Origin of the sequence: Heliomicrobium gestii (assembly GCF_009877435.1) — a bacterium.
Classification (GTDB): domain Bacteria; phylum Bacillota; class Desulfitobacteriia; order Heliobacteriales; family Heliobacteriaceae; genus Heliomicrobium; species Heliomicrobium gestii.
In genome coordinates this window covers 1-635 of the sequence record NZ_WXEX01000035.1, presented here as the reverse complement: position 1 = coordinate 635, position 635 = coordinate 1, and the positions used below count along the sequence as shown (strand labels likewise).

The following is a 635-nucleotide window of genomic DNA, read 5'->3' as shown; positions in this document are numbered from 1 at the left end:
AATGGTGGGCAATAACGGAATCGAACCGCTGACCTCTTGCATGTCAAGCAAGCGCTCTAACCATCTGAGCTAATCGCCCAAAAAACTGGAGGCGGCACCCAGATTCGAACTGGGGAATAAAGGTTTTGCAGACCTTTGCCTTACCACTTGGCCATGCCGCCATGGGGTGGCTGATGGGACTTGAACCCACGAGTGCCGGAGCCACAATCCGGTGCGTTAACCACTTCGCCACAGCCACCATATTGGATGAAATGGAGCGGGTGATGGGAATCGAACCCACGTAACTAGCTTGGAAGGCTAGGGCTTTACCATTAAGCTACACCCGCATGTATTGATGGTCGGAGTGACACGACTTGAACGTGCGGCCTCCTGCTCCCGAAGCAGGCGCTCTACCAAGCTGAGCTACACCCCGATGGAATGGCGGAGAGAAAGGGATTCGAACCCTTGAGACAGGTTTTGCCCGCCTACACGATTTCCAATCGTGCGCCTTCGACCAACTCGGCCATCTCTCCGTCAGGTCTTCCACCTCATATTATTAGTAATACGAGGCAGTTGACAATCAAGATTGTAATCCCTGTAAGGGTTTGCCCCTTAAAAACCACACAGAGGATTTTATCTTACACGATTTTGCGCAA

The 635-nt window shown here is 52.0% G+C and carries 6 tRNA genes; all 6 read right to left on the bottom strand.

From position 1 onward, the window contains the following. Window positions 1-2 precede the first annotated feature (2 nt). Window positions 3-79: transfer RNA gene (locus GTO89_RS16870), tRNA-Val, on the bottom strand. A 7-nt stretch (window positions 80-86) separates the two neighbouring features. Continuing rightward, window positions 87-161: transfer RNA gene (locus GTO89_RS16865), tRNA-Cys, on the bottom strand. A gap of 1 nt (window position 162) precedes the next feature. Beyond that, window positions 163-238 (bottom strand) — tRNA-His (locus GTO89_RS16860). A gap of 14 nt (window positions 239-252) precedes the next feature. After that, window positions 253-326, bottom strand: a tRNA-Gly gene (locus tag GTO89_RS16855). Window positions 327-335: 9 nt separating this feature from the next. Further along, window positions 336-412: transfer RNA gene (locus GTO89_RS16850), tRNA-Pro, on the bottom strand. A 6-nt stretch (window positions 413-418) separates the two neighbouring features. Further along, window positions 419-512, bottom strand: a tRNA-Ser gene (locus GTO89_RS16845). Between the last annotated feature and the right edge of the window lie 123 nt (window positions 513-635).